Source organism: Paenarthrobacter sp. YJN-5 (genome assembly GCF_015040095.1).
GTDB lineage: Bacteria > Actinomycetota > Actinomycetes > Actinomycetales > Micrococcaceae > Arthrobacter > Arthrobacter ureafaciens.
In genome coordinates this window covers 2,017,949-2,040,869 of sequence record NZ_CP053544.1, presented here as the reverse complement: position 1 = coordinate 2,040,869, position 22,921 = coordinate 2,017,949, and the positions used below count along the sequence as shown (strand labels likewise).

Sequence of the window (22,921 nt, the reverse complement as noted above, 5' to 3'; positions counted from 1 at the left end):
TGCGAAGTTGTAGCCTTCGCACAAATGGAGCTTGGTCTTGATGCACCGTATGCTCATTCCATGGCCGAGCCCACCAAGACCACTACCAAGCGCAAAGCAGCCCCGCCGGCGGTGTCCCCGGAGAAGGCCGAGACCTTGCGCCAGCTCCGCGCAAACGTGGGACAACTGTCCACCACCACCATGCGACAGCTGGAGAAATCACTGCCCTGGTACAGCCGGTTGAGCTCGGACGAACGCTCCGCGCTGGGACTTGTTGCGCAAAACGGCATCGCGGCTTTTGTGACCTGGTATGAGCGGCCGAGTTCCCCGTCCTGGATCCTGACCGACGTCTTCGGCAATGCGCCTACCGAACTGACTCGCTCCATCAGCCTGCAGAAAGCGCTGCAGCTGATCCGGATAGTGGTGGAGGTAGTGGAGGACCAGGTTCCGGTCATCGCACCGGAGTCCGACCAGCCTTCCCTGCGCGAAGCAGTGCTGAGGTACTCCCGCGAGGTGGCTTTCGCTGCAGCCGACGTGTATGCCCGCGCGGCCGAATCCCGCGGTTCGTGGGATACCCGGCTGGAAGCGCTGATCGTGGACGCCATCCTCCGCGGCGAGAACACGGACGCCCTGCGCTCCAGAATCGCGGCGCTGGGCTGGAAAGCCCAGGAGAGGTTCACGGTGATGGTGGGCAATTCCCCTTCAGAACCGAGCGCCAGCTATGTCAGCGAACTCCGCCGCACGGCCGGACGTTTCGCGGAGGACGCCTTGGTGGGAATCCAGGGCGACCGTTTGATCCTCATTCTCGGCGGAGTCCAGGACCGGGACACCGCCTATGTAAAACTGAGCGAACTCTTTGCCCCCGGCGCGGTGGTGTACGGCCCCGAGGCCAGCTCCCTGCTCGAGGCCAGCAGTTCCGCCCAGGCCGCCTTCGCGGGACTGACCGCGGCCCGTGCATGGCCGTCCGCTCCCCGGCCGGTAGCCGCCGACGACCTGCTGCCTGAACGTGTTGTCTCCGGAGATGACGCAGCGCGAAGGTCCTTGATCAAGAACATCTACCGCCCCCTGCTGGCCGCCTCGAACGGGCTGGTTGAAACCCTGGGCACCTACCTTGAGCTGGGACATTCGCTGGAAGCCACGGCGCGCGAATTGTTCGTCCATGCCAACACGGTGCGCTACCGTTTGAAGCGTGTTTGCGACGTGACGGGCTGGGATCCCCTGCTGCCGAGGGAAGCCTTCGTGCTCCAAACCGCCTTGGTGGTGGGGCGCCTTTCAGCCCAACCGAAGGCCGCTGCCGACCGTCACGCATCGCGTTCACAGAACTGAACCGTTGTAGACTTCCTACAAACTGACCCAGTGAGCTTGGTGTACCGAAACACCAGTGGATCACGTGGCAATTTGGAAAGCTGGATACGTGCTTGCAATCGTCTGCCCTGGACAGGGCTCCCAGACCCCAGGTTTTCTGGCCCCTTGGCTGGAACTCCCCTCCGTCGAAGGCCAATTGGCCAAGCTGAGCGAGATCGCAGGCATCGACCTCAAGGCCCACGGCACCACCTCTGATGAAGAAACCATCAAGGACACTGCCGTGGCGCAGCCGCTGATTGTGGCCGCGGGCCTCGTCGCCGCCAAATCCTTGTTCGACGTTGAACTCAATACCCTTCCCGTGATTCTTGCGGGGCACTCGGTAGGTGAAATCACCGCTTCCGCACTTGCGGGCGTCCTTACGGACGAGGAAGCCATGACATTCGTGCGCGAACGCGCCAACAGCATGGCAGCCGCTGCGGCCGTCACTCCCACGGGCATGAGTGCCGTGGTGGGCGGGGACCCGGCTGACGTCCTCGCAGCCATCGAGGCTTCCGGCGCTACTCCGGCCAACGTCAACGGCGCAGGCCAGACCGTGGCTGCCGGCACCTTCGAGCAGTTGAAGGCCCTTGCGGACAACCCGCCTGCCAAGGCCCGCGTCATCCCGCTCAAGGTCGCCGGCGCTTTCCATACCTCCCACATGGCTCCGGCCGTGGATGCACTTGAGGCACTCAAGCCCTCGCTTTCGCCCCAGGACCCTACGGTTCCCCTGCTGTCCAACTACGACGGCAAGGAAGTGAAGGCGGGTTCCGCCGTCGTCGACAGCCTGATCGCCCAGGTCTCCCGGCCGGTCCGTTGGGACCTCTGCATGGAGAACCTGGTTGAGCGCGGTGTTACCGGCGTCATCGAACTGGCCCCCGCGGGAACCCTCGCCGGCCTCGCAAAGCGCGGCATGCCCGGCGTCAAGACCGTAGCAGTCAAGACGCCCGAGGACCTGTCTGCCGCCCTTGCCCTGTTTGCCGAACTGGAGGGAGAAGCATGAGCACGCCCGTATTGAAGAAGGCTCCGGTTCACGAAAACAGCCGTATCCTCGGGATCGGTGCCTACCGGCCCGACGTCATCGTCACCAATGACGACGTCTGCCAGTGGATTGATTCTTCGGACGAATGGATCCGCCAGCGCACCGGCATCATCACCCGCCATCGCGCCGCTGCCGATGTCAGCGTGATCGACATGGCCGAGGGGGCCGCCCGCGACGCCCTCCAGCAGGCAGGCATTGAGGCATCCCAGTTGGGCGCCGTCATCGTCTCCACGGTCACCCACCCGTACGCAACGCCGTCGGCGGCTGCTGCACTCACCGACCGTTTAGGCGCGACGCCGGCACCTGCCTTTGACATCTCCGCCGCCTGCGCGGGTTATTGCTACGGGGTTGCCCAGGCGGATGCGCTGGTGCGGTCCGGAGCCGCAGACTACGTCTTGGTGGTTGGTGCCGAGAAACTTTCGGACGTCATCGACAACCACGAACGCACCATCTCGTTCCTCCTCGGTGACGGCGCCGGCGCCGTGGTGGTGGGACCTTCGGACACTCCGGGTATTGGCCCGTCTGTCTGGGGATCGGACGGCAGCAAGTGGAACGCCATCGGCATGACCCACTCGCTGGACGAAGTCAGGAAGCTGGGCGAATCAGCCCGCCACTCGGACGAGACAGACGATCCCGCCATCCTCTCCGCCACCCAGGACGTGTGGCCCACCCTGCGCCAGGACGGCCAGACCGTCTTCCGCTGGGCAGTCTGGGAAATGGCGAAGGTAGCCCAGCAGGCGCTGGATGCCGCCGGCATCGAAGCAAGCGACCTGGCTGCTTTTGTCCCCCATCAGGCGAACATGCGCATCATCGACGAGATGGTCAAGAAGCTGCAGCTGCCCGAGTCGGTGGTCGTTGCACGTGACATCGCCCAGGCAGGCAACACGTCCGCGGCCTCCATCCCCTTGGCCACCCACCGGCTCCTTCAGGAGAACCCGGGCCTGAGCGGAGGCCTGGCGTTGCAGATCGGTTTCGGCGCCGGCTTGGTCTTCGGCGCCCAAGTGATCGTGCTGCCGTAACCGGAGCCGTGTCTCCAGCCAACTGAATACGCAGTCAAAATCCAAACCGTAATCGCGGTTTGCCCCCTTTCCGGCAGCAGCCGGCACAACAAGAAAAGGAGCCAATCATGGCTAGCAACGAAGAAATCCTGGCCGGCCTGGCTGAAATCGTCAACGAAGAGACCGGCCTTGCCACCGAAGCCGTGGAACTGGACAAGTCCTTCACCGAAGACCTGGACATCGACTCCATCTCCATGATGACCATCGTGGTCAACGCCGAAGAGAAGTTCGGCGTCCGCATCCCGGATGAAGAGGTCAAGAACCTCAAGACCGTGGGCGACGCCGTCAGCTTCATCGCAAACGCACAGGCCTAGTCCTGGCACCAGCTGTGCCGGGCCGGGGTTGCTGATCCTGCGCCCGGCACAGCCGCATTACCGCCCAAAGATTTTTTCTGCCGCCCCTGCATGAACTGCAGGCGGGACGGCACATCCGACAGAGAGTGATCGCATGGCACGCAAAGTAGTCATAACCGGTCTGGGGGCCACCACTCCCATCGGCGGCGATGTTCCCACAATGTGGCAGAACGCGCTGAAAGGGGTCTCAGGAGCCCACACCCTCGAAGACGAGTGGGTTTCCAAGTACGACCTCCCCGTGCACTTTGCTGCCAGGTGCTCGACACCCGCACTGGACGTCCTGACGCGCGTTGAAGCCAAGCGCATGGACCCCTCGACCCAGTTCGGCGTCATCGCCGCGCGCGAGGCCTGGGCAGACGCAGGAATCGAAGGAATTGACCACGACCGCCTTGCAGTGGCCTTCGCCACCGGCATCGGCGGCGTCTGGACGCTTCTGGACGCCTGGGACACCCTCAAGGAAAAGGGACCCCGCAGGGTCCTGCCCATGACCGTTCCCATGCTGATGCCGAACGGCGTTGCCGCCGCAGTGAGCCTCGACCTGGGGGCCCGCGCCGGAGCCCACACGCCCGTCTCGGCCTGCGCCTCCGGCACGGAAGCACTCCACCTTGGCTTGGAGCTGATCCGTTCGGGCAAGGCCGATGTGGTCATGTGCGGCGGTGCCGAAGCGGCTATCCACCCGATGCCGTTGGCTGCCTTCTCCTCCATGCAAGCCCTTTCCCGTCGTAACGATGAGCCGGAGCGCGCCTCCAGGCCCTACGACATCGACCGCGACGGCTTTGTGATGGGTGAAGGCGCCGGAGCATTGGTGCTTGAAGCCGAAGAGCACGCGATCGCCCGTGGCGCACGCATCTACGCCGAGTTGGCCGGAACGTCGGTCACGGCAGACGCCTACCACATCACGGCTCCGGACCCTGAGGGCCTCGGTGCTACCCGTGCGCTGAAAGCAGCCATGTTCGACGGCCGCATCCAGGCCGAGGACGTGGTTCACGTCAACGCCCACGCCACATCCACTCCTGTGGGCGACAAGCCGGAGTACACGGCGCTCCGCGCTGCCCTGGGTACCCACGTGGACAACGTCGCTGTTTCGGCCACGAAGTCCCAGATGGGCCACCTCCTGGGTGCATCCGGCGCCGTCGAAGCTGTCCTCACGGTCCTGGCTGTCTACGAACGCAAGGCACCGGTAACCATCAACCTTGAGAACCAGGATCCGGAAATCCCCCTTGACGTCGTGACGTCGGTGCGGGACCTCCCTGCCGGGGACATCGTGGCCTTGAGCAACTCCTTCGGATTCGGCGGACACAACGCAGTCATCGCGGTCCGTAACGTCTAAAGCGGGTCCTTGAACCGGACGCGCAAAACCAGCAGGGCCCCCACCGCATATGGTGGGGGCCCTGCTGGTTGCTATGGGAACGTTGGAGGCTTGAGGTAGTCAGCCCACCTGGTGCAGCCAGCGAACAGGTGCGCCTTCGCCGGCGTGGCGGAACGGTTCGAGCTCTTCGTCCCACGCTTCGCCGAGGGCAAGGGAAAGCTCATGATAGACCGCCGAAGGATCGCCGGCACCGGACTCGTAGGCGTAACGAATGCGGTCTTCGCTGACCATGACGTTGCCGTGGACATCCGTGACGGCGTGGAAGATTCCGAGTTCGGGCGTGTGGGACCATCGGGCACCGTCCACCCCGGGACTCGGCTCCTCGGTCACTTCGTACCGCAGGTGTGCCCAGCCCCTGAGCGCAGAGGCCAGTTGGGCACCCGTGCCCGGCTGGCCAACCCACGACAATTCGGCCCGGAACATTCCGGGCGCAGCTGGTTGCGGGGTCCACTCAAGATCGGTTCGCTTATCCACGACCGATCCAATGGCCCATTCCACGTGCGGGCACAAGGCAGTCGGAGCCGAGTGCACGAACAGGACACCGCGGGTTGTTGCAACAGACATTCCATCCTCCATAGCTGTAGGTACGTCTTCCCCAACGACCTCTGCATGGACGACATCACTGACCTATGCCGTGAACCCTGCGGGATATTCAGTTATTTGGAGACGACCCAATCCCGATGGGCGCCGCTATTACGAACCAGTCTTCCACAATGGAATCGCTTTGCTCGATTGTGGCACACGAGTTCGTTGTGGCAAACGAGGAACCCTCAACTTGAAATTGAAGGTTCCGCAGTGGTGCTTTCATTTTGCCGTACACGTCACTTTTCCGCCAGTGCAACATTTGCCGGGCGCTAGGCCCTCGGGTGCGCTTGCCGGTAACTGTTGCGCAGTCTTTCCACGGAGACATGTGTGTAGATCTGGGTAGTGGCAAGGCTGCTGTGGCCGAGGATCTCCTGCACTGCCCTGAGATCGGCACCGCCGTCCAGCAAATGGGTGGCCGCGCTGTGGCGCAGGGCGTGCGGACCGGTCGCGGCGGTGTCGCCGAGGGCTTCGAGAAGAGTGCCCACGACGCTCCTGACTTGCCGCGGGTCCACGCGCTTGCCGCGCTGCCCCAGGAATAGCGCGGGACCGCTCAGGGAGACAACCAGGGCCGGGCGTCCGCGTCGCAACCAGTCGTCCAGGGCAACGGCAGCGGGGACCCCGAAAGGAACCGTGCGTTCCTTGTTGCCTTTGCCCAGCACGCGCAAGGTCCGCCGGTCAGGGTCTACATCGTCCACGTCCAGGCCGGTCAGCTCACCCACACGGATGCCAGTGGCGTAAAGCAACTCCACCATGGCACGGTTCCTCAGCGATAGCGGGTCCCCCTCCGCGGCGGCGGCATCGAGTTCATCGACCACCCTGCTGATTTGCCGCTGATGAAGGACCCCGGGCAATGACTTGCTGCGTTTTGGAGCCTGCAAGCGCAGGGCGGGATCACTCTGGATCAGTTCTTCGCGAAGAGCCCACTTCGTGAAGGACCTGGCAGTCGCGGCCCGGCGGGCCAAGGTGGACCGCGCCATGCCCGATTCGCTTTGCGCACCCAGCCAACGGCGGAGCGTTCCAAGGTCCACCGAGCGAAGATCAGTGGTCCCCTCCTGTGCCGCGAAGCCAAGAAGGCTCTCAACATCCGACATGTAGGCCCGTACCGTGTGGGCCGACCTGGCCCGCTCCGCTTCCAGATAACGCCTGAAGCCCTCGGCCGCTCTTCCAAACTCCGGGGGCAGTGATTGTCCATCCACCTTTCCACTTTGCCACTGTCCGGTGCGGGATCGCTGCAGGACATGGCACTAGCCTCTGACCATCAAGCGTTCCCGCTCCGTTTCCACGCACCCCTTTCCGAGGACGCGAGCCCAAGAAGTCCCAAGCGCCCCAAACCCGCCCGAACTGCATCGGGGCTCAGCCCTGCCACGGTGGCAAGCTTGTCCACGGAGCTGGCTGAGCGCAGTGGCAGCGCATCCAAAAGGATAAGGTCCTCAAGTGACAGCCCGTCCTGCGGCTCCGCCGGAGCCTCTTTGTCGGCAGCCATCCATTCGCCGCTCCTGCCGGACAGTTCGGCAACCTCTCCCACGTCGGTGACGCACACCGCTCCGCCGTCCCTCAGGAGCCTGTGGCATCCGGCGGAGTTGGCACTATGGATGGAACCGGGAACGGTGGCGACGATCCTTCCGATGGATTCGGCATGATGGGCGGTGTTCAGGGCCCCCGAACGCCATCTGGCCTCGACCACGACCGTCACGGAAGCCAATGCTGCGATCAGGCGGTTGCGCTGGAGAAACCTGTATCTGGTGGGGGCTGAACCGGGTGGCACCTCAGCGATCAGCGCTCCCTGATGGGTGACAGCCCGCAGCAGATCTTCGTTGCCCGCCGGATAGAAGCGGTCCACTCCCCCGGCCATCACGGCAATGGTCGGCATGTCGGAGGCGCCGCCGCTCAAAGCACCCCGATGCGCATGGGCGTCGATGCCGTAGGCACCACCTGAAACCACCGAGTAGCCGCGCTGGGCCAGACCATGGGCGAAGTCCCCGGCCACAGAAGCACCGTAGCTGGTGCTGTCACGGGAACCCACCACAGCAATGATCCGCCGGGGCGAAGGAATCGGGCACTCGGGGCCGCGCCACCACAGGCACAACGGTTCCTGAAGTCCCAGGTCCGCCAGCTGTCCAGGCCACAGTTCGTCTCCGGGAATGACCAATCGCCCGCCCAGTCTCCTCATTGTCGCAAGGTCACGCTCGGGCGCCAGATCACGGACGCGGGGTGCCCAGCGTCGTTGGCTTGTGGCCATGCCAGTCCACGTTGGGGTGGTGCCATCCTGCGAGAGGAGTGCCGTAATTTCCCGCTCCACTGAGGCACCTGCTGAGAGCTCTCCGGTAGCGATGCCAAGAGCATCAAGGGCGCCTACAGCCTTCACCAGCGCCAGCCCGACGATGTCCTGCGGTTCCATCAAACGCGACAGCGCCGCCCTGGCGATGCGCTCCTTCTCCTGCATGGTCAGTTCCCCCAACTCCGTTGCTCCCTTCGATGTTCCGTTCATGGCATCGCGTTCGCTTGGCGCAAGCCCAGGGCTTGCCCGACGTGGTCCGGTGCCGGCGCATCCGCGTGGTCCAAGTCGGCCAAAGTCCATGCCAAACGGAGCACGCGGTCATACCCCCGGGCCGTCAGGATCCCCCGTTCCAGCGCCGTGTCGAGAATCCTGGTGGTCCCTGGCTGAAGCCGCAGTCCGCCGCGCAGCACACGCCCCGGCACCTGCGCGTTGGTCTCGAAGCCGTACTCCCGGAGCCGGTCCACCTGGCGCTGCCTGGCCGCCATGACCCGGAGGGCCACATCGGATGTGCTCTCCTCGGTACCGCTGTGCCCGAAATCGGCCAGCGAGACACGGTCCACCTGCAACTGGATGTCCACCCGGTCCAACAGGGGGCCGGACATCCGGCCGAAGTACCTCCTGCGCATCAACGGGGTGCATGTGCAGTCTTTGCCCTTGCCGGAAGCATTGCCACAGGGACAGGGGTTGGCCGCCAAGACCAGCTGAAACCGCGCGGGATAGGCAGCTGTCCCGGCGGAGCGATGAATGACGAGGTCCCCGTTCTCCAACGGTTGGCGAAGGGCATCGAGGACCCTGCGTTCAAACTCGGGTGTTTCGTCAAGGAACAGCACGCCCCTGTGTGCCCGCGAGGCCGCCCCGGGGCGGGGCAGGCCCGATCCGCCGCCGATGATCGCGGCTGCTGTAGCGCTGTGGTGTGGACTCTCGAAGGGCGGCCGCCGAATCAACGTCACGGGGGAAGACCGCACAGCCGCAAGGGAATGGATTGCCGTCACTTCCATGGCAGCTGTGTCCCCAAGGTCCGGAAGAAGGCCCGGGAGACGTTCTGCGAGCATTGTCTTGCCGGCCCCCGGAGGTCCGGTCAGCAGCATGTGGTGACCACCGGCCGCTGCGACCTCCAATGCCTGCCGCGCTTCGGATTGGCCGGATACGTCGCTCAGGTCGGGCGGCAGGGCTTGCGTGCAGCCGTCCCCCTCAGCTGCGTCCTCCGCTGGTGGGTCAAAGTCCAAAGCCAGCTCTTTGGGATCTGCGCCAAAATCGTAGGCCAGCCGCGCGAGCGTGGTGTACCCGCGGACGTGCGCGCCCGACACCAATCTGGCCTCTGCTGCGTTTGCTTCGGCCACCACAATGTCCGGGTAGCCCGCATTCACCGCAGCCATGACGGCGGGCAGGATACCCCTCACGGGCCTCAGCCTGCCGTCCAAGCCCAGTTCGGCGATGAACACCGTGCCGCTGGTTGACCTGACGTCCTCGGCAGCCTGGAATGCCGCCATGGCAATAGCAAGATCAAACCCCGAACCCCGCTTAGGCAGCGATGCGGGGATCAGGTTGGCGGTGATCTTCCGCCTGCTCAAGGGAATCCCGGAGTTCCTGGCAGCAGACCGGATCCGTTCCTTGGCCTCATTCAACGCAGCGTCCGGAAGACCCAGGATCACAAAGGCGGGGAGCGTTTGGCCGATATCGGCTTCGACCTCCACGATGTAGCCGTTCAGCCCCACGAGGGCTACTCCGTAGCTGCGCCCGACAGCCATCAGCACACATCCCGGAGGTGTTCGACGTGCGGTGACCCCACGCCGTCGTGGATAACGCCCACGACGTCCACGCGGCGGCGCGACGGGTTCACGCCGCGTTCCCTGCACCATGAGGATGTCAGCCGATGAAGCCGGGCCAGTTTCTCCGGACCCACTGCTTCAAAGGGATGGCCGAAGGCCACATTTCGCCTGGTCTTCACCTCGGCGATGACCAGGGTGTCGCCGTCAAGGGCGACGATGTCTATTTCGCCTTCTCCGCACCGCCAATTGCGATCGACAACCTGCATTCCCTGGCCTTCAAGAAATGCAGCGGCCACGCTTTCGCCTTCGCGGCCAAGAACGTCCTTTGCTCGCATGAGCACCACCTCCGCCACCAAGCCTTCCGGCTGGCGGCCGCTGAGGGCAGCTCATGATGCGTCTATGTGGACAATCCATCCACACGGGACACTGTGGAGGAAAAGTGGAGCCGGAGCTAGTTGCCGAGATCCCCCAGGTCGCCATCCTTGGGCAGCGCCAGGTCCTCGTTGCGGGGTAGTTCCTCCACATTCACGTCCTTGAACGTGATCACGCGGACGTTCTTGACGAAGCGCGCCGAACGGTAGACGTCCCAAACCCAGGCATCCTGGAGGGTCAGGTCGAAGTAGACTTCACCATCGGCGCTCCGGGCCTGCAGGTCCACGTGATTGGCCAGGTAGAAACGCCGTTCCGTTTCAACCACGTAGCTGAACAGCCCGACCACATCCCGGTACTCGCGGTAGAGCTGCAGCTCCATGTCGGTTTCGTAGTTCTCAAGGTCTTCGGCGCTCATAGTTCCATCTTGCACCATTGGCCGGATCCAGAGAGCCAGGAGCGTCGGGCCGGCACTCCGCGGCTCGTCAGGAGACCTCCGGGCCCGTCAGATGCCAGCTTGTCCGGTGGTACGCGCTTGGGCCCTGGGTCCGGATAACCTCACGGTGCGCGGGAGTGGCGTAGCCCTTGTTTTCATTCCATCCGTACGCCGGAACCTCGGCGTGCAAATCAACCATGATGCGGTCCCTGGCGACTTTGGCCAAGACACTGGCTGCGGCCACGCTCAAGCAGCTCATGTCCGCCTTGATACGGGTGTAGACCGGAGCCTCACAGCCGGGCCCCTCCGGTGCCGCATCGAACAGCGAAGCCTGCACTTCAGGAGAAAGCCAATTGTGGCTGCCATCCAACAACACCACATCCGGAGTGACGCCTCCGGCGAGGATTTCGCACCATGCCCGCGTGCCGGCAAGGCGAAGGGCGGCGATGATCCCGATCGCGTCGATTTCCTGCGAGGATGCGTGCCCCACCGCGCTGGCAACAGCCCACTCCCTGACCAAGGGCTCCAACCTGTCCCTGTCCTCGGGCTTGAGGAGTTTGCTGTCCCGGACATCGGCCAGCAGCGGATGATCCTCAAGGTTCACCACGGCAATTCCCACACTCACCGGACCTGCCAGCGCACCCCGGCCTACCTCGTCAACGCCGGCGAGGAGCCGGGCACCGGAGGCCAGGAAGGTGCGTTCGACGTCCAGAGTGGGAAATTGCACAACCTGCTTCGCCTTGGCCTTCAGGCCGCCCTTGGGTTTCGCCTTTGCCTTGGCCGGGGCCGTGCCTTTGGTTCGGTTTGGTGCCGTTGCCATCTACTTACCTGTTGTGCCGGCGGGTACATTCTTGAAAACGTCGGAGTGGCTGTCCAGGACGCTCCACCTGCTGATGGGCCACGCGATGACTTCCGCTTTGCCCTCCACATCCTCAATATTGATGAAGCCACCGTTAGCCTCCTGATGCAAGCGTGAGTCCGCCGAGTGGTTCCTGTTATCCCCCATCACCCAGACCTTGCCCTCGGGAACAACCACATCGAAGGTGTCCGGGGTGGGCACCTCTGCGGGATTGATATAGGTCTCGTCCAAGGGAACGCCGTTGATGCTCACCCGTCCCCCGGCGTCGCAGCACGTCACATGGTCTCCGGGCAGTCCAATAACACGCTTGACCAGGTGTTGTTCGCTGTCATCGGCCATGAGGCCAACGAACTCAAGGGTGTCCCCGACCCAGTCCATGGGGCCCGCCGGCTTCTTCTCGATCGGCGTCAACCACCCCTGGGAGTCCTTGAAGACCACCACGTCCCCGCGGGCCACGTCGAAGGGCCCCGGTACGAGCAGGTTGATGAAGATCCGGTCGTTGACGTCCAAGGTAGCTTCCATCGACTCGGACGGAATCCAGAACGCACGGAACAGGAAAGTCTTCAGGAGGAAGGACAGCACCAGCGCGATGGCCACCACCGTGACGATTTCCTTGAGCCACACAATTGCCACGTTCTGCGTGCGTTTGCCTGCCCGTGCGTTACGCGAAGCCCGGGTATCGTCGGCACCTGCGGTACCCGTTTCCCGTTCAGTGGCACCTTCGGTGCCGGGGGTTCCATCCAAGAGCCGAGCGTCGTCGTCGTGCCTCTCGGGATTTTCTGGAACTCTGTCCGGCATTTAGTGTCCGTTCTTTGTCGGGGTGGCCTGCGGGTAGCGAGGCATCTCTGCAAATCTATCAAGTGGCCAGATAATCCGGACCGGCTTACCGATAACCCGGTCGATCGGAACCATACCGCCACCTGGCGCCCCCAGCAGCGCCCGGGAATCGGCGGAACGGGAGCGGTGGTCGCCCATCAGCCACAAGCGCCCCTCGGGCACAACGACGTCGAACTTTTGCTTACTTGGCTCGTCGCCCGGAAAGAGGTAGGGCTCCTCAACGGCCTGGCCGTTGACCGTCACGCGTCCGGCGTCGTCGCAGCACTGCACGTGGTCACCGGGAATACCCAGGACCCGCTTCACGTAGGTGGTATCGCTGCCTACCAGGCCGAACCACTGCCCGGCGGCGTTGACGGCGTCCACCAAGGGACCCTTTCCGCTGCTGAGCGGGGCAAAGGAACCGCGGCCGTCGAAAACCACGACGTCGCCCCTGGCAATGGGCTTATCCCCGAAGGCCGTCCGTGACACAAGGATCCTGTCGCCTGTTTCCAAGAGCGGTTCCATGGATTCGGACGGGATGTAATAGACATCGATCCACAGCGAGCGGACCAGGCCACTGATGGCCACGGCGAGCACCAGCGCCAGCAACGCAAAACGCCAGCCCTGTTTCCGGGGCTGGCGTTCTGCTGTGTCCATGACTCGTATCCTGTGTTGCGTTGCGGATTGCTCCGGAACCCTCCGGGCACGAATCCTGGACCCGTTGCGTAAGTTGGTGGACTTACTTGGCGAAGTCGCGCTTTTCCTTGATCTTCGCAGCCTTACCGCGCAGTGCGCGCATGTAGTAAAGCTTGGCGCGGCGGACGTCACCCTTGGTGACGACCTCGATCTTGTCGATGATCGGGGAGTGTACCGGGAAGGTACGCTCTACGCCGACACCGAAGGAAACCTTGCGTACGGTGAAGGTTTCGCGAACGCCGTCACCCTGGCGGCCCAGGACGAAGCCCTGGAATACCTGGACACGGGAGTTCTTGCCTTCGATGATGTTGACGTGAACCTTGAGGGTGTCGCCCGCGCGGAACTCCGGAACATCGTTACGCAGCGAGGCTGCATCTACGCTATCGAGGATATGCATTAATCCACTCCTGGTGAACGCCACAGGTCATTCACTTTGGGTCACGGCGGACAAGCCCGGGGCATTGAGGCCCACGGAAATTTCCGCCGAAGATTCTTTATGAACGGTGCCGCCGCTGATTGGCGCCACCGTTTGTCCGACTGTTGGCTGAACTCCCCCTGTGGCAGGTGGCAGCCCAGTAGACACAAGGGTTAATTCTGCCATAAGCGGCACCAACGGGCCAATCACGCCGGTCAGCGCCCGACGGCGGTCAGGACCTTTCGTCCGCGACGGCACCAGGGCGGGGGCTCAGGCGCCCGTCAACGACGTCGTAGCCCAGGTCAGCCAGTGCGGTTCGGTCCGCGCGGCTCAGTCCGGAGGCGTCAAAACCGGCAAGGAGGTCCGGCCTGCGTTCCGCTGTGCGGCGGAACTGCTGGTGCTTGCGCCACTGTGCGATCTTGCCGTGGTTGCCGCTGAGGAGGACGTCCGGCACGTCATGCTCCCGCCAGGATGAAGGCTTGGTGTAGACCGGGTACTCCAGCAGCCCATCGGAGTGGGACTCCTCAATCAGGGACTCCGGGTTGCCCACGACACCGGGCAACAAACGGCCGATTGCTTCCACCATCGCAAGCACCGCCACTTCGCCACCGTTCAGGACGTAGTCCCCCAGGCTGACCGGGCGTACCGTGAAATGCTCATGCGCCCAGTCGATAACCCGCTCATCAATGCCTTCGTAGCGGCCGCACGCGAAAACGAGGTGCTCCTCCTCGGCGAGCTCGTAGGCGAGGGCCTGGTTGAAACGCTCTCCGGCCGGGGATGGCACAATCAGGACCGGCCTCTTCTGTGCGTCCGGGGCCACGGACTCCAGCGCCCGGGCCCACGGCTCGGGCTTCATGACCATGCCCGCACCGCCGCCGTAAGGGGTGTCGTCCACTGTCCGGTGCTTGTCAGAGGTGAAAGTCCGGAGGTCGTGGACATTCAGTTCCAGGATCCCGTCCTGGCGGGCCTTGCCGATGAGCGAGAGTTCCAGGGGCGCGAGGTACTCCGGGAAGATACTGACGACGTCGATCCTCATTCAGCGGACCCCTCGGCGGGTTCGGCGTCGTCGTTGATCTCGAAGAGCCCTGCGGGCGGAGTGATGAGGATGTAGCCAGCCTCGATGTTGACTTCGGGGACGATCTCGTCCACGAACGGAATGAGGATTTCCTTGCCGTCTCCGGTTTCGACCACGAGCAGGTCCTGTGCCGGCATCGTGTTGAGCGCCGCCACCTTCCCCACTACCTGGGAGCCGACCCTGGCCTGGAGGCCCAGCAGTTCGTGCTCATACCAGCCTTCGTCGTCATCCTCATCAAGGTCTTCGGTTACGATGAAGAGCTTGGCTCCGCGGATCAGTTCCGCGGCGTTGCGGTCTGCCACTTCTTCGAAACCGAGCAAGAGGATGTCCTTGTTCCAACGGGCGCTGCGGACGGTCAACGGTCCGGAGGAGGCGGGCTCCACTACGAACTCTGTTCCGGCGACGAACCGCTCAGCGGGAGCGTCGGTCAGTACCTGGACCGTGACCTCGCCGCGGATGCCGTGGGGTTTGCCGATCCGGGCCACCTGGAGCTGCATGGGTTCCTCTGAATTCTGGTTTCATCCGCGGGCCGTGGCCGCGGGGGTGTTTGGTTGATAAAGCAATCCGGCCCCTCCACCATATTCGGTGGAGGGGCCGGACCAAAGGCAAATAATGCTGAGCGCGTTACCGGCGGCGGTCGGTGTCGACGACGTCAACCCTGACCTGATCGCCACCGGCCAAAGCCGCAACCACCGTGCGCAGTGCGCGTGCGGTGCGTCCTTGGCGACCGATTACCCGGCCGAGATCGTCCTGGTGAACACGCACCTCGAGGGATTCCCCGCGGCGGTTGTTCTTGGCACTGACCTTGACATCGTCCGGACTGTCAACAATCCCACGGACCAGGTGTTCGAGCGCTTCTGCCAGCAACTTACTCAGCCTCGGTGGTCTCTGCTTCAGCCTCGACGGCTTCTTCCTTCTTGGCCTTCTTGGTGATGGCTTCCGGAATGATGACGGAACCCTTCTCCGGAGCCACGAAAGCTTCCTTCGGAGCCTTGGTCTTCAGGGTGCCTTCCTGGCCAGGCAGGCCCTTGAACTTCTGCCAGTCACCGGTGATCTTGAGGATCGCGGCAACCTGCTCGGTCGGCTGGGCGCCAACGGACAGCCAGTACTGGGCACGCTCGGAAGCGACCTCGATGTACGACGGCTCTTCGGTGGGGTGGTACTTGCCGATTTCTTCGATGGCACGGCCGTCGCGCTTGGCGCGGGCATCCATGACGACAATGCGGTAGTACGGTGCGCGCATCTTACCGAAGCGCTTAAGGCGAATCTTTACGGCCACTTTTGTGGTCACTCCTGTTTCTGAAACGAGGGTGAACCCGACGTTCTGCACCCGTGGGGCGGGCCATACTAGGGGGTTCGAAGGACAAGATACGAGCACGGAGAGAGGGGCCGCACCGATCAAGTACCTGTCTATTGTGCCAGATAACAGGAGTATTTACGACTTCGCCCCGCGCACTTGCTTGCGAAGTTTAGGAAATTGACCACACGTACAGGCCGGCGCGGTCGATTTTTTCGACATCGCTGGCAAGTGCAGCCAACTGCTGGACGTACCCGCGGGATTCCGCAGCGCCGAACGGCATGTCCTCCTGGGCAGCCCAGGCCTCTGCGACGTCGTCCAGCACGTTGCCGTCGCCTTCGCTCTGGTAGGTCAGCAGCTCGGCGAGGGCCCGCACCATTGCTTCCGGAACGCCGAGCAGCGAATCGCTGGTGACGTCCACCAGGGCGAGTTCATAATCAGCGCCGGAGGCGTGCACTGCCTGCCCTGCAAGATCACCGAGCTGCTCCACCTCAAAATCGGTGATGCCTTCGATGCGCACAGCAGAACCGGCCACATCGGCGCCGCGTTCGAGTGCAGCTGCCCGCTTGAGGGCTTCATCGTGGGTGGCTACAAAGATTTCGGCAAAGCCCATGGAACGTACTCATTTCCTTCGTGCTGACATGCCCCGCCCAACCGCGGGAGGCTGCGCAGGACATGGAACCGGCGCCGCCATCGCCTAGCCTAATGCAGCCACCCGCCGGCGGATGCCGCCTCAGCGGACGGCAACCCGCAGCTGGTTGCGCCACGGATCCTCGAATCGAAGCTCAAGGCCGGTGTGGTGGCTTTGCAGGCCGGCCACGCGGAGACGGTCGGCGAGCGCTGCGACGTCATCATTCGACGGGACTTCGATGAGCACTTCACCCAGGCCCAGAGTGTCCTTGCGCGGGCCCGCTCCCCTACTGTTCCAGACGTTCATGGCCATGTGATGGTGGTAGCCGCCCGCCGAGACGAACAGCGCCTGGCCATGCCACCCCGCGGTCTTTTCAAAGCCAAGGGTGTCAACGTAGAACTTCTGCGCTGTGGCAACATCGCCCACCTGGAGGTGGACGTGCCCGATCCCGGCTGCGGCCCCCTGCTGCCCCACGATGGCGGCCTCGCTCAGGTGTTGCTGGAGATACGCCTGCGGAGGCAGCGCCACGTTGTCCATGACCACGTTCTTGCCGTCCCATTGCCAGACGTTCCTCGGCTTGTCGTAGTACAACTCGATGCCGTTGCCTTCGGGGTCGGTGAAGTAAAAGGCTTCGCTCACCAAGTGGTCGGCACTGCCAACGAACGCGCGGGGTTCGTACTGCGCGGCCGTGGCAATGGTGGCGGCGAGGGACGCTTGGTCCTCGAACAGGACCGCGGTGTGGAACAGCCCCGCTTCCCCGCGCCCGGGCAGCTGCAAGCCCGCTGCGGGAGCCAGATGGACTACCGGCTTCCCCAGGCGGCCCAGGTATAGGCCGCCGTCCTGCTCCGCTATGACCTGCAGGCCGAGGGCGCGCTGGTAATAGTCGCTCATCACCTTCATGTCGCCGACCCTGAGCATGACAGTGCCCATGGTGAGTTCGGCTGGCAGGAGGTCCTGGGTGGATGGCGTGGTCATGTGATGCTCCCGGTAGTTCGGCGGCCGCCTTTCGGCACGTTCTACCTTACTAAATTACTTGAAGCTTCAATTTATTCCTAACGAACTAGGGTGCCCCGCAGAACCACGTGGAAAAGTTCACGCACGGTAGCCAGGGCGCAGCGGGGATCCTCCCTGCAAAGCACGACGTCGGCACTCGCCCCTTCGCTGACGCCCTCGGCTCCGAGCCACCTCCGGGCGCCCCACGCAGCAGCCTCGAGGACCGCTGAAGGCGGCAGGCCGGCGTCGTGCAGTTCCTGCATCTCGTCGGCTATGCGCCCATGCTTGATGACGCTCCCGGCATCAGTGCCGGCATAGATGGAAACACCGGCCTCATAGGCCTCGAGGACCCGTTCGCGCCGGCGCTCCCACAATGCGGTCATGTGCTGCGCGTAGTCGGGAAACTTGGGCCCGGCCTGGGCCGCGATATCGGGGAACGTGGCAATGTTGACCAGGGTGGGAACGATCGGGACACCCTGTTCCACAAGCCGCGGGATGTGCCGCGGCAGGAGCCCGGTGGCATGTTCGATGCAGTCGATGCCGGCATCGAGCATGTCATCCAAGGTTTCTTCCGCGAAGCAATGCGCGGTTACCCGTGCGCCCTCGTCGTGGGCTGCAGCGATGGCGTCCTTGACCACCGCCGCAGGAAAAGAAGGCGCCAGGTCTCCTACGCCGCGGTCGATCCAGTCGCCAACCAGCTTGACCCAACCGTCGCCGTCGCGCGCTTCCTTTCGCACAGTCTCCACCAACTGTTCCGGCTCCACTTCGTGGCCGAGGCCACGCAGGTAGCGCCGGCTCCTCGCAATGTGCCGCCCCGCCCGGATCAGCCTGGGCAGGTCCGTACGCTGCTGGACCCACCTCGTATTGGCCGGGGAGCCGGCATCCCGGACCAGCAGCGTCCCTGCGGACAAGTCCGTACGGGCCTGTTCCAGGGTGGTGGCCTCATCCACCGCCCCGCCGGCTCCCAGGCCGATGTGGCAATGGGCATCAACGAATCCAGGCAGGACCCAGCCCTCCAGCACGGTATCCGGGGCAGCTTCCGGACGGCTGAAGGTCAGGCGGCCGTCCACGGACCACAGGCCCCGGCGTTCCTCATGCGCGGAAACCAGCACCGGACCGCTGAATTCAATGATGTTCGGCATGGCAGAAGCTTAGTGCCGGCGGCCACAGTCCGGATCCGGACCGCATATGACTGGGAGCACCCGCCGCAGCTGTGGTAGCTTCGTCCCTGACCACACGGGAGCCCCTGCAGGGGCTGAGAAAAGGACTGAAGCAGTCTGCGACCGTTGAACCTGTCCGGGTAATGCCGGCGAAGGAAGTGAGTAATCCTTGAGCACCACAGAAACACAGCACAGCCCTGCCCAAAACCTGACAGCTCCCGGTGGGGACGCCGTCACGCAGTCGCTGAAATCCCACTCGCTTGCCTGGGTGGAGGACCCCGGCCACGGCATCCGCGTCCCGGTGACCGAGATTGCCTTGGAGCCCTCCCCCAACGGGAAGGCCAACGATCCGCTGAGGGTGTACCGCACGGCAGGGCCGGGCAGCGATCCCGTCGTCGGGCTTGAACCCTTCAGGGCCGCATGGATCCAGGCGCGCGGCGATACGGAAAGCTACACGGGCCGGGAACGCAACCTGCTCGACGACGGCAAGTCAGCCGTGCGCCGCGGTGCGGCTTCAGCTGAATGGAAGGGAGCGCAGCCCGTGCCCCGCCGCGCCGTCGATGGCGAAAGGGTCACCCAGATGCACTATGCCCGGCGGGGCATGGTCACCCCGGAAATGCGCTTCGTGGCCTTGCGGGAGAACTGCGACGTTGAACTGGTCCGCAGCGAGGTGGCCGCCGGCCGCGCCATCATCCCCAGCAACATCAACCACCCCGAGTCCGAGCCCATGATCATCGGCAAGGCATTCCTGGTGAAGATCAACGCCAACATCGGGAACTCAGCCGTGACGAGCTCGATCGCCGAGGAAGTGGACAAGCTGCAGTGGGCCACCCAGTGGGGAGCGGACACCGTCATGGACCTCTCCACAGGCGATGACATCCACACCACCCGTGAATGGATCATCCGGAACTCCCCCGTTCCCATCGGCACCGTCCCCATCTACCAAGCCCTGGAGAAGGTCAACGGCGAGGCGAACAAGCTCACGTGGGAAATATTCCGGGACACCGTGATCGAACAATGCGAACAGGGTGTGGACTATATGACCATCCACGCCGGCGTCCTGCTCCGGTACGTGCCGCTGACGGCCAACCGGATGACCGGAATTGTTTCCCGCGGCGGCTCCATCATGGCCGGCTGGTGCCTTGCCCACCACCAGGAAAACTTCCTCTACACGCATTTCGACGAACTGTGCGAAATCTTCGCGAAGTACGACGTTGCCTTCTCGCTCGGAGATGGACTGCGGCCCGGCGCCACCGCAGACGCCAATGATGCCGCACAATTCGCGGAACTGGATACCCTGGCGGAGCTGACGGAGCGGGCCTGGAAGTACGACGTCCAGGTCATGGTCGAAGGCCCGGGCCACATTCCGTTCCACTTGGTGCGTGAAAACGTGGAACGGCAACAGCGGTTGTGCAAGGGCGCGCCGTTCTACACCCTGGGCCCGTTGGTCACTGACGTCGCGCCGGGCTACGACCACATCACCTCGGCCATCGGTGCTACGGAAATAGCCCGGTACGGCACAGCGATGCTTTGCTACGTGACCCCCAAGGAACATCTGGGGCTGCCGAACAAGGACGACGTCAAAACCGGAGTCATCACCTACAAGATTGCAGCCCACGCCGCAGACCTGGCCAAGGGCCACCCCGGCGCGCACGAACGCGACGACGCGCTGTCCAAAGCGCGGTTCGAGTTCAGGTGGAGGGACCAGTTCGCACTCTCACTGGACCCGGTGACCGCGGAGTCCTTCCACGATGAGACGCTTCCCGCTGAACCCGCCAAGACCGCGCACTTCTGTTCCATGTGCGGGCCGAAATTCTGCTCCATGCGCATCAGCCAGGACATCCGGGATGAATACGGTTCCGCCGAGGCCCAGGCGGCCATAGCGGAGATGTACAACGGAATGCGCGAAAAGAGCGAGGAGTTCCTGGCAACCGGAGGCAAGGTCTACCTGCCCGAACTCCAGATGCCGGCCCGCGGTGACCAGCGACTCACGACGCCCTGACCGACATACCCCGCCCGACGTCGGCAATGAAGGACCGGATGAACCGGTCGCCGTCGGCGGAGTCCTGGGGACGGTGCCCTCCAGCAGCTACGCGGTGGAGGGCACCGGTATCCCTCAAATACCCGGCAATTTCCTCGTACAACGGCTCCCAGCCGCCGGTCAGCACCAGCGTGGGAACACCGGGCACAATGTGCAGGGGCGCTTCCCACGGCGGGGCCTGCAACCTCAAACGCCGGGCTGAGCGCCGCGCTTCCGGTGTCTGCAGGCCGCCCGCCTCCGCAGCGTAGGCCCGCCGGAAATACTCACGCTCATAGTCGGCGTCGCCGAGTTGGCTACGGACATCGAACAAGGGCTGCATCAGGGCGCGGTGCGACGCCGTAGCGGGAAGTTCGGCCGTCAAGGACAAGCACGCCGGTTCCACCAAGGACAACGAAAACACCAGGTCCGGGCGCTCCACCGCGGCGAGCATGGCGGAAATGGCACCCTGTTCGTTGGCAACCACGTGTCCCCCGCCCGAGTCGGCCAGCGCGTCAACAAGGATGGCCACATCCGCGGAAATGTCCGGCTCAAGGGGCTCGGCCACGGGATCGAAACCGTGCCGCCTCAGGAAAAGGCAGTCATACCGCAGGGCAAGGCCATGCTGTTTTGGCCAGGCCGCAGCGCCGAAACTGCCCAGGCCGTGGACAAAAACCACGCGCTGTTTGTGCATTGGACCAGCCTATGCGAGGGCTGCGACATCACGGGAGGACGACGGCGCATGCCGGGCTGACCGGAGGCCGGTCAGCCTTGCCTGCGCTCTATTTACCCAGGAACTTGTCGAAGCCCTTGGGCAGGTTCAACGAGGACGGATCGAAGTCAGCGGCGCCCTGGCCGAACGCTGCACCCTTGGGGGCAGCCGCGGCAGCTGCGCGCTTGGCCTCTGCCTCGCGCAACTCCTGCGCAGCCTTGGCGGGGTTGCCCGAACGCGCCTTCTTCTTGGGGGCGTTCTTGCCTCCCTTGCGGCCGCCGCCGGGTCCACCCAGCCCGGGCATTCCCGGCATACCGGGCATGCCGCCGCCCTGCGCCATCTTCTTCATCATCTTCTGAGCCTGGGCGAACCGCTCCAGCAGGCCATTGACCTCGGAGACGTGGACGCCGGAGCCTTTGGCGATACGGGCACGGCGGGAACCGTTGATGATCTTGGGAGCCACGCGCTCATGCGGGGTCATGGACCGGACAATCGCCTCAACGCGGTCAATTTCCCGTTCGTCGAAGTTCTCCAACTGCTGCCGGATGTTTTGCGCACCCGGCATCATCATGAGCATCTTCTTCATGGAGCCCATGTTGCGGATCTGCTGCATCTGGGCAAGGAAGTCGTCCAGCGTGAAGTCTTCCTGGTCGGCGAACTTCTTCGCCATCCGGGCAGCTTCTTCCTTGTCCCAGGCCTTCTCAGCCTGTTCGATCAAGGTCAGGACATCGCCCATGTCCAGGATGCGCGAGGCCATGCGGTCCGGGTGGAACAACTCGAAATCGTCGAGCCCTTCACCCGTGGAAGCGAACATGACCGGTTTGCCCGTCACGGACGCTACGGACAGCGCGGCACCACCGCGGGCGTCGCCGTCGAGCTTGGACAGGACGATGCCGGTGAAGTTGACGCCTTCATCGAAGGCCATTGCCGTATTCACGGCGTCCTGGCCGATCATGGCGTCAATGACGAAGAGGACTTCGTTCGGGATGATGGCCTGGCGGATGCGCCGCGCCTGGTCCATCATTTCGGCGTCGACGCCGAGGCGGCCGGCGGTATCAACGATCACGACGTCGTGAAGCTTCTGGCGGGCTTCCTCCACGCCGGCCTTGGCCACGGCCACGGGATCGCCTGCCGGGTGTTCAAGTTCAGAGGTGGCACCCGGGTGCGGAGCAAACACCGGAACGCCTGCGCGCTGGCCCACCACCTGAAGCTGGGTGACGGCGTTGGGCCGCTGCAGGTCACAGGCAACGAGCATGGGGCTGTGGCCTTGGGACTTAAGCCACTTGGACAGCTTGCCCGCGAGGGTCGTCTTACCCGCACCCTGAAGGCCGGCCAGCATGATGATGGTGGGGCCGGTCTTGGCCAGCCTGATGCGCCGCGTTTCACCGCCGAGGATCTCCACGAGTTCCTCGTTGACGATCTTCACGATCTGCTGGCTCGGGTTCAGCGCCCCGGACACTTCGGCGCCGAGCGCACGCTCGCGGATCCGCGACGTGAACTCACGGACCACGGGAACCGCGACGTCGGCATCCAGCAGGGCGCGGCGTATCTCCCGGACTGTGGCGTCGACATCGGCCTCCGACAGGCGGCCCTTGCCACGGAGGTTCTTGAAGGTTGCTGTCAACCGGTCAGAGAGTGAATTGAACACGCGCCGTGCACTTCTTTCGATGG

Annotated in this window: 25 protein-coding genes and 1 riboswitch; of the genes, 6 read left to right on the top strand and 19 right to left on the bottom strand. The window is 64.0% G+C overall.

Going from position 1 to position 22,921, the window contains the following annotated elements:
* Nucleotides 1-60 precede the first annotated feature (60 nt).
* The 5 genes from HMI59_RS09735 (at nt 61) to HMI59_RS09715 (ending at nt 5,103) form a co-directional block, all read left to right on the top strand.
* Nucleotides 61-1,305 (top strand): CdaR family transcriptional regulator, encoded by a 1,245-nt coding sequence (locus HMI59_RS09735; protein ID WP_193593524.1) that lies wholly within the window; start codon nt 61-63, stop codon nt 1,303-1,305.
* Nucleotides 1,306-1,393: 88 nt separating this feature from the next.
* On the top strand, nt 1,394-2,323 hold the full coding sequence (locus HMI59_RS09730) for an ACP S-malonyltransferase (RefSeq protein ID WP_021474395.1): 930 nt from the start codon (nt 1,394-1,396) through the stop codon (nt 2,321-2,323).
* Nucleotides 2,320-3,381, top strand: coding sequence for a beta-ketoacyl-ACP synthase III (locus HMI59_RS09725; protein ID WP_193593523.1), 1,062 nt, complete (start codon nt 2,320-2,322; stop codon nt 3,379-3,381). Before HMI59_RS09730 ends, HMI59_RS09725 begins: the two co-directional genes overlap by 4 nt.
* A gap of 107 nt (nt 3,382-3,488) precedes the next feature.
* Nucleotides 3,489-3,734, top strand: a complete 246-nt coding sequence (locus HMI59_RS09720) for an acyl carrier protein (protein ID WP_011692310.1) — start codon at nt 3,489-3,491, stop codon at nt 3,732-3,734.
* Nucleotides 3,735-3,867: 133 nt separating this feature from the next.
* Nucleotides 3,868-5,103 (top strand): beta-ketoacyl synthase, encoded by a 1,236-nt coding sequence (locus HMI59_RS09715; RefSeq protein WP_062097025.1) that lies wholly within the window; start codon nt 3,868-3,870, stop codon nt 5,101-5,103.
* 99 nt (nt 5,104-5,202) lie between these two features.
* On the opposite strand, the gene HMI59_RS09710 is transcribed toward HMI59_RS09715, so the two are convergent.
* The 17 genes from HMI59_RS09710 to HMI59_RS09630 form a co-directional block, all read right to left on the bottom strand.
* A complete protein-coding gene (locus tag HMI59_RS09710; protein ID WP_193593522.1) occupies nt 5,203-5,706 on the bottom strand; it encodes a DUF3145 domain-containing protein in 504 nt (167 codons plus the stop codon).
* A 290-nt stretch (nt 5,707-5,996) separates the two neighbouring features.
* Nucleotides 5,997-6,923, bottom strand: coding sequence for a tyrosine recombinase XerC (locus HMI59_RS09705; protein WP_193593521.1), 927 nt, complete (start codon nt 6,921-6,923; stop codon nt 5,997-5,999).
* A 62-nt stretch (nt 6,924-6,985) separates the two neighbouring features.
* On the bottom strand, nt 6,986-8,215 hold the full coding sequence (dprA, locus tag HMI59_RS09700) for a DNA-processing protein DprA (protein ID WP_166185490.1): 1,230 nt from the start codon (nt 8,213-8,215) through the stop codon (nt 6,986-6,988).
* The gene (locus HMI59_RS09695) at nt 8,212-9,753 is read right to left on the bottom strand and encodes a YifB family Mg chelatase-like AAA ATPase (protein WP_193593520.1); all 1,542 of its coding nucleotides are present in this window, start codon (nt 9,751-9,753) and stop codon (nt 8,212-8,214) included. The genes dprA and HMI59_RS09695 overlap by 4 nt, the downstream gene beginning before the upstream one ends.
* Entirely contained in the window at nt 9,753-10,118 is a 366-nt protein-coding gene (locus HMI59_RS09690) for a YraN family protein (protein ID WP_170828544.1), read from the bottom strand. The genes HMI59_RS09695 and HMI59_RS09690 overlap by 1 nt, the downstream gene beginning before the upstream one ends.
* 107 nt (nt 10,119-10,225) lie before the next feature.
* Nucleotides 10,226-10,561 (bottom strand): DUF2469 domain-containing protein, encoded by a 336-nt coding sequence (locus HMI59_RS09685; protein ID WP_021470793.1) that lies wholly within the window; start codon nt 10,559-10,561, stop codon nt 10,226-10,228.
* Between the two features lie 67 nt (nt 10,562-10,628).
* The gene (locus tag HMI59_RS09680; protein WP_193593519.1) at nt 10,629-11,399 is read right to left on the bottom strand and encodes a ribonuclease HII; all 771 of its coding nucleotides are present in this window, start codon (nt 11,397-11,399) and stop codon (nt 10,629-10,631) included.
* Nucleotides 11,400-12,236, bottom strand: coding sequence for a signal peptidase I (gene lepB, locus HMI59_RS09675; protein ID WP_193593518.1), 837 nt, complete (start codon nt 12,234-12,236; stop codon nt 11,400-11,402). It abuts the gene before it with no gap.
* Nucleotides 12,237-12,911 carry a signal peptidase I gene (gene lepB / locus HMI59_RS09670; protein WP_166183138.1) on the bottom strand — a complete coding sequence of 225 codons (675 nt, stop codon included), beginning with the start codon at nt 12,909-12,911 and terminating at the stop codon, nt 12,237-12,239.
* An 82-nt stretch (nt 12,912-12,993) separates the two neighbouring features.
* Nucleotides 12,994-13,347, bottom strand: a complete 354-nt coding sequence (gene rplS / locus HMI59_RS09665) for a 50S ribosomal protein L19 (protein ID WP_014922079.1) — start codon at nt 13,345-13,347, stop codon at nt 12,994-12,996.
* A 250-nt stretch (nt 13,348-13,597) separates the two neighbouring features.
* Nucleotides 13,598-14,401 (bottom strand): tRNA (guanosine(37)-N1)-methyltransferase TrmD, encoded by an 804-nt coding sequence (gene trmD, locus HMI59_RS09660; RefSeq protein WP_166183140.1) that lies wholly within the window; start codon nt 14,399-14,401, stop codon nt 13,598-13,600.
* Nucleotides 14,398-14,937: a ribosome maturation factor RimM gene (gene rimM / locus HMI59_RS09655; RefSeq protein WP_193593517.1), complete on the bottom strand. Its 540-nt coding sequence runs from the start codon at nt 14,935-14,937 to the stop codon at nt 14,398-14,400. The genes trmD and rimM overlap by 4 nt, the downstream gene beginning before the upstream one ends.
* A gap of 127 nt (nt 14,938-15,064) precedes the next feature.
* Entirely contained in the window at nt 15,065-15,307 is a 243-nt protein-coding gene (locus HMI59_RS09650) for an RNA-binding protein (RefSeq protein WP_021470799.1), read from the bottom strand.
* A 1-nt stretch (nt 15,308) separates the two neighbouring features.
* Nucleotides 15,309-15,719: a 30S ribosomal protein S16 gene (rpsP, locus tag HMI59_RS09645; protein WP_031216024.1), complete on the bottom strand. Its 411-nt coding sequence runs from the start codon at nt 15,717-15,719 to the stop codon at nt 15,309-15,311.
* A 190-nt stretch (nt 15,720-15,909) separates the two neighbouring features.
* The gene (locus HMI59_RS09640; protein WP_166183141.1) at nt 15,910-16,350 is read right to left on the bottom strand and encodes a hypothetical protein; all 441 of its coding nucleotides are present in this window, start codon (nt 16,348-16,350) and stop codon (nt 15,910-15,912) included.
* 120 nt (nt 16,351-16,470) lie between these two features.
* Nucleotides 16,471-17,343 carry a VOC family protein gene (locus HMI59_RS09635; protein WP_193593516.1) on the bottom strand — a complete coding sequence of 291 codons (873 nt, stop codon included), beginning with the start codon at nt 17,341-17,343 and terminating at the stop codon, nt 16,471-16,473.
* Nucleotides 17,344-17,420: 77 nt separating this feature from the next.
* A complete protein-coding gene (locus tag HMI59_RS09630) occupies nt 17,421-18,503 on the bottom strand; it encodes an amidohydrolase family protein (RefSeq protein ID WP_193593515.1) in 1,083 nt (360 codons plus the stop codon).
* 84 nt (nt 18,504-18,587) lie between these two features.
* A riboswitch (TPP riboswitch) is annotated at nt 18,588-18,696 on the top strand.
* Between HMI59_RS09630 and thiC the strand changes: the two genes are divergently transcribed.
* The gene (gene thiC, locus HMI59_RS09625) at nt 18,691-20,523 is read left to right on the top strand and encodes a phosphomethylpyrimidine synthase ThiC (RefSeq protein ID WP_193593514.1); all 1,833 of its coding nucleotides are present in this window, start codon (nt 18,691-18,693) and stop codon (nt 20,521-20,523) included. (Overlaps the previous riboswitch by 6 nt.)
* Here thiC and HMI59_RS09620 read toward each other — a convergent pair.
* Complete coding sequence (locus HMI59_RS09620; RefSeq protein WP_193593513.1) at nt 20,510-21,232, bottom strand: alpha/beta fold hydrolase; 723 nt, start codon at nt 21,230-21,232, stop codon at nt 20,510-20,512. The two genes, thiC and HMI59_RS09620, sit on opposite strands and share 14 nt — an antisense overlap.
* 88 nt (nt 21,233-21,320) lie before the next feature.
* Nucleotides 21,321-22,898 carry a signal recognition particle protein gene (ffh, locus tag HMI59_RS09615; RefSeq protein ID WP_021470806.1) on the bottom strand — a complete coding sequence of 526 codons (1,578 nt, stop codon included), beginning with the start codon at nt 22,896-22,898 and terminating at the stop codon, nt 21,321-21,323.
* Between the last annotated feature and the right edge of the window lie 23 nt (nt 22,899-22,921).